Genomic DNA, 8240 nt, shown 5'->3' on the forward strand with positions numbered 1-8240 from the left:
GCAAGACGATCATAGTGATTTCTGAATCACAAATGCACCAATTTGCTGGTAATATGTTGCAAGTAAAAGGAGAAAATGATCAACGTTATTTAGTGATGAGTAAGGCTGCTCATGATAGTCTTACTTCAAAGCAAGTTGCAGATATCGAGGTCTTTTGCCCAATTATATCAAGCTCACTAGAAACTATAGAGACTTGTGGAGGCGGAAGTGCTCGTTGTATGATGGCTGAGGTTTTCTTGCCTAAAGCTTAATTCAGTTTATCAAAAATATAGCTGCTTTTTAGGCACCCTTGTTATGTATTGTTATCATTAAATCCTCTATTCTAAGAAATGATTTTATCTTCCATAATTTTAATTTCAGTGATTATATAAGATGTTCCATTTAGACTGCTTTAATAAGTTTTGCCCATCTCCTTTTTGAAAATTTGATTTTATAGGTTTTAATACATCCAGCTATACTTGGTTTTTACTCATATTACCTGAGGTATGTGAGTAAAACGTTACTAGTGATTTCTATTTTCAAACCCATATATAATTATTTACAATAGTCCAAATTGAATAGCTATACATGTGTTGCTTTCTTGTTTGACTTCATACACACATTGTCCTTTATGTTTTTGTTGTTTAGCGTTAAGAGCATGCTCAATACAAAGGAAATATCCTTTGTCTTTCTCAAAAGGGGTATACGTGTAATAAAATATTAAAATAGGAAGTATTAAATGGAGACTGAATTTCTGAATCGTATGAGTAGTCTCGGATTAAATAAAACGAGACTCGTACGTGATTAATGTTTGTTTTTTAATGGGAATTTGTCGCTTTATCTTAATAGTGAACAACAGCCGTAAAAGTGCATAAAAATATAAAGTGTCGCCATATGATTGGTTTTGAATTTGAGTAGGATACTAAAAATAAATAGATTCAATTAATTAAAGAAAATTGATTAATTTTTAGGTTCAATCTTAGGAAGTTCAACATAGAATTTAGTTCCTATTCCTGGTGTGCTTTCTACCCAAATGCGTCCTTTATTTAGTTCAACTAATTCTTTGCAAATAGTCAAACCTAAGCCAGTACCTTTCTCGTTACTTGTTCCTCTGGTAGAGAACGTCCCACTTTGGAATAGCTTATCAATATTTTCTCTAGAAATACCAACACCTGTATCTTCAACACAAATTAAACTTTTACCATTGTGATCAGAATTTGAAACAGTAATAGAATCGCCTATGCGTGTAAACTTAACGGCATTGGTAATTAAATTTTGAATTACGATTTCAATCATACTTTTGTCTGCATAGATAAAATCTCTTCGTGACTCATCAATAAAAATGATGCGTTTTTGGTCAACTTTTTGCTCAACTAAACTTATTTTATTTTTAAAGACGTCTTGTATATTAAAAAGCTCTGCTTTTGGTTCTAAATTCTGCATTTGAGATTTAGACCAATTTAAAAGGTTGTAAAGAAGTTGCGATGCACTATCGGCATTTTCACTTAGCTCAGGGACTAAATCATAAAATTCTTCGCGTGAAATTCCATCTTCTTTAAGTAAGTCTATAAAACCTTTTATCGATGAAATAGAATCTTTTAGATCATGAGAAACAATTGAAAACAGTCTGTCTTTTACATTATTTACTTCTTCAAGATGTTTTGTTTTTTCAGCAAACGCTTCATTTATCAATATGATTTCTGCGTTCTTATTTTGAAGTTTTTTATTAAGTTTGAATATGTTTTTACGTTTAAAATAAACTAGTAATAGGATTGTAATTACAATTAAAAAGGCTGCTCCTAAAACATAAGAAATAGTTTTTAGTTCTTTAAAATCAATAGCTTCAATTTCACTTTGTTTTTCTAACTCTAAAGCTTTGAAGTCTTTAATTTCATTTAAGGACTCGGTTTCTAGCGGTTTTCTTATGATAGGTATTTTTGCCTGATTGTCTTGGTCTAGCTCACGTTTTAATGTGTAATATTTACCTTGCCAGAAAAATGCATTTTGAAATCTCCCTTTAATAGAATCTAATTCTTTATGCAATCTGTAATTTTTGAGAAGCTCAGGTTTATTATCGATTTTAACTGCGATAGAATACGCTTCATTTACTTGTACAGCAGCGATTTTCAAATTTCCTTGTTGAATGTTTAAATCACCCACGGCATTAAGTGCTCTTAAAACACCATCATTACTGTTGATTTTTCTATTAAATTGTAAACCCTCTACAAGGTATTTAGCAGCTTTATCATAATCTTTAAATCTTAAATATTCTGCGCCAATTCGAGGTAAAATTTCACCACGAAGTGTTTGATCTTTTTTTGGATTAAGAAGTGTTAACGCCTTCTCATAATATTCTATAGCCTTTCTATGTTCTTTTCTTTCAGAATATAAAGTAGCTATGTTACGTATAGATGTTTTTATACCAGTACTATCTTTTAATTCTTCCCTAACTTTTAGGGCTTTCATGTTAAATTCTAAAGACTTATCAATTTGATTTGTATTGTAATAGGCGTCTGCCAGATTATTATACGCAGAGCTTAATTCATCTTTAAGGTTTCTAGTTTCAAAAGTTTGAATTGCAGAAAGTGAATTTTGTAAACCTATACCATAATTGCCACGCTTAATTTCAATTAAGCCAATACTGTTATTCACTTTTGCAATTCCTAATGTATCACCTAATTGGCTATAATATCTTCGCGATCTATTAAAACCATCAATCGCATTGTAGTAATCATCATTGTGAGCGTAAATTAAAGCTTTGTAATAACTAGCGTCAGCAATTCCTTTAGTATGATTTAGTAATTTAGCTAAGCGTTCTGTATTGTCAATATAAGTGAGGGCTTTTTTATAACTTTTTGAGTTGTATAGCGCTTTTACTAATCGTAACGAGGTTTCAACTTTCAATGAATCCTGTTTTTGGTAAGCTAATTCTACAGTAAGACTGTCGATCTCATTTGTTTGTGAAAAACAAAAAAGCGAAGTACACAATACAGCTAAAGTAATTAACTGCTTCATACTTTAGATAAGGTATGAATAATTGCAAAATTATTTGTACACGAAACATCCTTCGAGGTTGGATAGTTAGAGTGTTGAAATAACAATGTCAATCTCAGTAAAGATTGATTATTAAGTTTCATCAACGTTTGGGACTTTGATTAATAGCTATTCAAAAATGTAGAAAAATGTTCTTAAACCCTAATTTTTAGGTCTTAATACCCATAAATTAGTTAAAGTGAATAATGTAAATTTGAAAAACATCGACGAATAGATGAACGGCAAAAATCATAGAAAAACTACACTTTTGTCGATGAAATGCACAAAGCTCCTATATTATAGGTTAATGTATTGATATATAAGTACATATGTCTAAATATTTATAAGATGGTGATTTCATAAGAAGTAAGGATTATTCAAGCTTTTATTTTCCATTGATAGTTCATTCGTCGAATCTGTAGCAGTCCTAAAAATTTTACACACATTATAAATTAAATTTATTAGTGTTTGTCTAGATTATTGTGAAGCTCAAAATAATCAATAAAAGCGCTATCACATCTTTAAAATTTAATAAAAATCCTATCTTTGCAGACTTAAAAACAATATTAAAATGAATCTTCAGGAGATACTCTCACATAATGTAAAACAGGCTATTAAAGCTGTTTTTAATGCAGAATTACAATCGGTAGAATTTCAAGCAACGCGTAAAGAGTTCGCTGGAGATATTACGGTAGTTGTTTTTCCTATGTTGAGGGTTGTAAAAGGAAATCCTGTTCAAATTGGAGAACAAATTGGTCAATACTTGGTTGCTCATGTTGATGAGGTAAAAGCGTTCAATGTGGTCAAAGGGTTTCTAAATATTGAAATTGAAGAGGCATATTATATCAATTTTTTTAACAGTATAAAGGATGATTCTCGATACGGTTTCATAGCAACAAACTCAGATCAAAAAGCTGTAATGGTCGAGTATTCTTCGCCAAATACTAATAAACCTTTGCATTTAGGTCATGTCAGAAATGTGATTTTAGGATACAGTGTTTCCGAAATTTTAAAAGCTTCAGGGAAGAAGGTCTATAAAACTCAAATAATTAACGACAGAGGAATTCATATCTGTAAAAGTATGTTGGCATGGAAACGCTTCGGAAATGGAGAAACTCTAAAATCATCAGGGTTAAAAGGAGATAAACTGGTTGGGAATTATTATGTGAAGTTTGATAAGGAGTATAAAGCTGAAATACAACAGCTCATTTCCGAAGGTCAAACAGAAGAAAATGCAAAGAAAAACGCGCCAATTATATTAGATGCTCAACAAATGCTTCTTAAATGGGAAGCCGGAGACGATGAGGTCGTTGCACTTTGGGAAATGATGAACAGTTGGGTTTACGACGGTTTTGAGACCACTTACAAAAGTATAGGGGTGGATTTTGACAAACTATACTATGAAAGTCAAACTTATTTATTAGGAAAAGAATTTGTTGCAGAAGGGTTAAAAACAGGGGTATTTATAGAAAAAGAAGATGGTTCAGTTTGGTGTGATTTAACCGATGAAGGTCTCGATGAAAAAATAGTTTTGCGCAGTGATGGCACTGCTGTTTACATGACGCAAGATATTGGTACAGCAATCCAACGGGTTAAGGATTTTCCAGATGTTGGTGGTATGGTTTATACTGTCGGGAATGAGCAAGAATATCATTTTGAAGTTTTATTTTTAATCATTAAAAAGCTTGGTTTTGATTGGGCAGATAATTTATACCATTTAAGTTATGGTATGGTTGATTTACCTTCAGGAAAAATGAAGAGTAGAGAGGGGACTGTTGTAGATGCAGATGATTTGGTAGATGAAATGGCGCAGACTGCTGGAGAAATTTCTGAAGAGTTAGGGAAGTTAGATGGCTATTCTTTAGAAGAAAAACAAGACCTATATAAAACCATAGGATTGGGTGCTTTAAAGTACTTTATCTTAAAAGTAGATCCTAGAAAACGTATTTTATTTGATCCAAAAGAGTCTATTGATTTTCAGGGAAATACAGGTCCGTTTATACAATATACCTATGCTAGAATACAGTCTATTTTACGTAAGTCTAATATTGATGCCAGTGTCACTTTAAGCACAGATGAAGTGTCTTTACATGAGAAGGAAAGAGAACTCATAAAACAATTAGCAGTATTCCCTGAGGTGATTCAAAATGCAGCAGACCACTACAGTCCAGCACTAATTGCTAATTACACCTACGAACTCGTGAAAGGGTTCAATTCGTTTTACCAAAATGTTTCTATTTTAGGAGCAGATACTAACACTGAAAAAGTATTTCGTGTACAGCTGGCACAAAGCGTCGCTAATGTTATTAAGAACGCATTTGGTTTGCTAGGTATCCATGTACCAGAACGTATGTAGTTCACTTAAGTTTAGTTTCTGAAAATTTTAAATTTTTCATTTAGTCTCTGCGAAAACTATTTTCGGGTTGTAATCGTGTATACCACTAGAATGGAAATTTAATAATTAACCCAAATATCATTTTATGAAAAAACAAGTTTTTACAATGGTGCTTTTTTTTAGCTTATTAGGTGTTATTCAAGCGCAGGAAACTACCAAAAGAGAGTCAGCTGCCGGAATAAAAGGTGGTTATAATTTAGCAGCCGTATCTTATGATGGAGATGGTGAAACAGGTCAACGACATGGTTTTCACATTGGTGTTTATGGCGAATCATTTATTAATGATAATTTTTCTATCCAACCTGAATTACTATACTCTCAACAAGGTTATGAAATTAAAAATAGCAATGGAACTTTTACTCAGAGGCTTAATTATATAAATGTTCCAATTATGTTTAAAGTATATCCTACTGATAACTTTTTTATAGACGTAGGTCCACAAGTTGGATATGCTATTTCTCATAAGGAAAAATTTGATAGTAGTTTTAATTTATTTGATACCTCTCAGGAGTTTGATCCTAATAGTTTTGACTACGGTGTCAATTTTGGAGGTGGATTTAAAACAGATTCGGGTGTGAGTATTGGTGTTAGATATCATTTAGGCTTAGGAGATATTTATGATGATCGAAGCCCTAACAATAGAGTATGGCATTTCTCAATAGGATTTGATTTGTAAAAAAAAATACAATTTGGTAATTATGCTCAAGATTTTAGTCTTGAGCTTTTTTTTGTGAAATACTTAGATTCTTTTTTGAGAATTTTAAATACCACTACGAATCAAATCACGTCGATAACGTATGATAAAGACAACTGTTTTTAGTGTGGTTTTATGTGCGTTGTGTTTTAATGCAATAGGTCAAAAAATTGATAATCTTGTGTCTTTTAGAGACATCGATAGTCCTCGGTATTTCAGGTTTAATTATGATAATGATTGTTTTGCAGCAAGTGATGAAAACTATACACATGGTTATAGTTTGGAGTTTGTATCTCCCTTTTTTGAAATGAATCCTATCAATACAATTTTAATTAAACCAGACGGTTTTAATTTGAGATATGGCTTAGCTATTGAGCATATTGGATTCACACCAAATAAATATGATTTACCAGAAATACAATTTGGAGATCGACCATTTGCTGCAGCTATAATGCTAAGGAGCTAAGTAATTGGTATAGAGGCGGAAAGGAAACTAAGATTACATTCATCTTTAAATATAGGGTTAATAGGTCCTGGAGCTTTTGGTGAAGAAATGCAAGTAGCTATTCATAAAGCCACGGGTAATAAAATACCGAGAGGATGGCGACATCAAATTAAAAATGTTCTTGTATTGAACTATAATTTGGGCTTGGAAAAGCAAATTTTAAAAGTGTATAATTTATTACTATTACAAGCGCAATCTAATATAAATACTGGGACCTTGTTTACTAATATTTCGGTTGGATCAAATGTGGTTTTAGGGAGATTTAATAGTTCTTTTTCTTTTGAAGAAAAGAAATTTTAAAATTTACACCTACGCTCAACCTGTTTTCACTGTAATTGGTCATGATGCGACATTGCAAGGTGGTCTAATTAATAGGAAAAGCGCTTATATTCTTTCTTGGAGCGATTTTGAACGTTTTACATTTCAGTTTAACTATGGCGTGGTTATACAAACCAAAACACTCTATTTTGAATATATACGCTCAAGTATTACAAAAGAATTTAACATGGGTGATTTAGCAAAATGGGGAGGCATAAGAATTAGTTTTACATTTTAAAGTGTCCTTCATAGGTAATAGCTTGCTTAATATGAGCCAAATGATGATTACTATGCCAAGCATACATTCCAATAGTTTCATCTATTCTTAAACGTTTTAAATGATCAGGATGCATAAATTCTCTTGACAACTCGTCTTCGGAGATGTGCTTTAGTAGCTGACCTAGTTTATTATGAAGACCCCTTAGTACATTCAAAGAGTCATCCAGACTATCATCATTACCATCTATAAGTGTTGCCCAACGATCTTCATAAAATGGTTTTATGGTTGGAGAGTCCTCCGTTAACGCTAACTTAAATCTTATAATACTGTGCATGTGGCTATCTGCGCAATGATGAACCACTTGCTTGATATTCCAGCCATCTGGTCGGTATGTCCAGTTTAATTGTTCTTTAGATAACACTTTTATAGCTTTATTAATTTCCGAAGGAAAACGTTCAAGATCATTAATCCACAAGTTTATCATTTCCGAAGAAATAGTGTCAGGTTTTTGAAATTCTCCAATTGGAAAACGCAAGCTGTATAGGTCTTTTGAAGTCATAAGAATTATATTTAAAATCGTAATCTAAAGCTAATATTTGGGGTAATACCTAAAGATAAGTTGTCTATAGTTATAATGTCACCATCACTGTTTTTAGCATAATAGGTATTAATGACATTTTCTCTATCGAAAAGATTCCATATGGAAGCTCCGATAGAGGCATCCAGTTTATTGGTGAATTTTAATTGATACGTTGCAGATATATCTGTTCTAAAGTAGTCACTTATGTGAATGCTATTAGGAGTATCGTAATCAATTTGAGAATTAGATTGATTTTGTAGTTCTAAAGGTAAGGTTTGCGGTCTGCCAGAATGCCAATTGAAACCTAAAGCAAATTTTAAATTATTAAAATCATAGGTGCTTGCAAAGGTCGCAGCGTGTCGAACATCAATATTATTAGGGAAAGGATCGCCATCATTGAAATCATCAAAAATATAATCGTTTTTACTATAAGAATAACTCAACCATGTGCTAAAATAATCAAACTGTTTATTGATAAGAAAATCAATCCCTCTCACTTGAAATTTGCCAATTTCC

The 8240-nt window shown here is 32.0% G+C and carries 7 protein-coding genes and 1 pseudogene; 5 read left to right on the top strand and 3 right to left on the bottom strand.

The window, feature by feature from the left end:
* A partial coding sequence (locus ACJAZK_RS14370) for an arginine deiminase-related protein (RefSeq protein ID WP_415224630.1) occupies positions 1-251 on the top strand: 251 nt, incomplete at its 5' end.
* 688 nt (positions 252-939) lie between these two features.
* On the opposite strand, the gene ACJAZK_RS14375 is transcribed toward ACJAZK_RS14370, so the two are convergent.
* A complete protein-coding gene (locus ACJAZK_RS14375) occupies positions 940-2994 on the bottom strand; it encodes an ATP-binding protein (RefSeq protein ID WP_415224631.1) in 2055 nt (684 codons plus the stop codon).
* Positions 2995-3583: 589 nt separating this feature from the next.
* Between ACJAZK_RS14375 and argS the strand changes: the two genes are divergently transcribed.
* The 4 genes and pseudogenes from argS to ACJAZK_RS14395 all read left to right on the top strand — a co-directional run bounded on the left by argS (position 3584) and on the right by ACJAZK_RS14395 (position 7162).
* Positions 3584-5368 carry an arginine--tRNA ligase gene (gene argS, locus ACJAZK_RS14380; protein WP_415224632.1) on the top strand — a complete coding sequence of 595 codons (1785 nt, stop codon included), beginning with the start codon at positions 3584-3586 and terminating at the stop codon, positions 5366-5368.
* 124 nt (positions 5369-5492) lie between these two features.
* Positions 5493-6083, top strand: coding sequence for a porin family protein (locus tag ACJAZK_RS14385; RefSeq protein WP_415224633.1), 591 nt, complete (start codon positions 5493-5495; stop codon positions 6081-6083).
* Positions 6084-6204: 121 nt separating this feature from the next.
* Positions 6205-6906 (top strand): annotated as a pseudogene (locus ACJAZK_RS14390) (lipid A-modifier LpxR family protein).
* Positions 6887-7162 (top strand): lipid A-modifier LpxR family protein, encoded by a 276-nt coding sequence (locus ACJAZK_RS14395; RefSeq protein WP_415224634.1) that lies wholly within the window; start codon positions 6887-6889, stop codon positions 7160-7162. Before ACJAZK_RS14390 ends, ACJAZK_RS14395 begins: the two are co-directional and overlap by 20 nt.
* On the opposite strand, the gene ACJAZK_RS14400 is transcribed toward ACJAZK_RS14395, so the two are convergent.
* Positions 7152-7703, bottom strand: a complete 552-nt coding sequence (locus ACJAZK_RS14400; protein WP_415224635.1) for a YfiT family bacillithiol transferase — start codon at positions 7701-7703, stop codon at positions 7152-7154. The two genes, ACJAZK_RS14395 and ACJAZK_RS14400, sit on opposite strands and share 11 nt — an antisense overlap.
* A gap of 11 nt (positions 7704-7714) precedes the next feature.
* On the bottom strand, positions 7715-8240 hold a 526-nt coding region (locus ACJAZK_RS14405), incomplete at its 5' end, for a TonB-dependent receptor domain-containing protein (protein WP_415224636.1).

The organism is Psychroserpens sp. (assembly GCF_047633235.1).
Lineage (GTDB): Bacteria > Bacteroidota > Bacteroidia > Flavobacteriales > Flavobacteriaceae > Psychroserpens.